General features: G+C 60.5%; 1 protein-coding gene. It reads right to left on the reverse strand.

The genetic code is table 11. The annotated features are described in order from the left end of the window. The coding region (locus AC1DVA_RS29025; protein WP_476808224.1) for a response regulator transcription factor at positions 1–531 on the reverse strand (531 nt) is incomplete at both ends.

The following is a 531-nucleotide window of genomic DNA, read 5'->3' on the forward strand; positions in this document are numbered from 1 at the left end:
ATTCGCACCAGGTCGGCGAGCGATGTCGCCGCCATTTTTTGCATCACGTTTCTTCTATGGATCTGAAGGGTGACTTCGCTGATACCAAGCTCAGCCGCAGCCTGCTTGTTCAACAGTCCGCTCACGACCAGCGGAAGGACTTCTCTCTCTCGCGGAGAGAGCTCGTGATAGCGTTGCTTCAGCAGCGTGAGCTCGGCGCGTTTGGCCCTTGTTTCCCGATCCTGCGCTATCGCCGAGCGGATGGCCGAGAGCAGCGCCGTATCGCTGAACGGCTTAGTCAGGAAATCGACGGCACCATGTTTGATGGCTCGCACCGATGATGGGATGTCGCCATGCCCCGTGATGAAGACGATCGGCGGATGGTCTCCCTGCGCGATCTGGCGCTGCAGCTCCAGCCCGTTGATATCGGGCAGCTCGACATCGAGAATCAGGCAGGCCGGGTGATCGGGCTTGTTCGAGCCGATATAGTCGCCTGCGGAGCTGAACGGGACTGATCGGACACCGTTCGCCGCCAGCAACTCACCCAGGGCC

It is taken from the genome of Allobosea sp. P4_C6, from assembly GCF_056402015.1.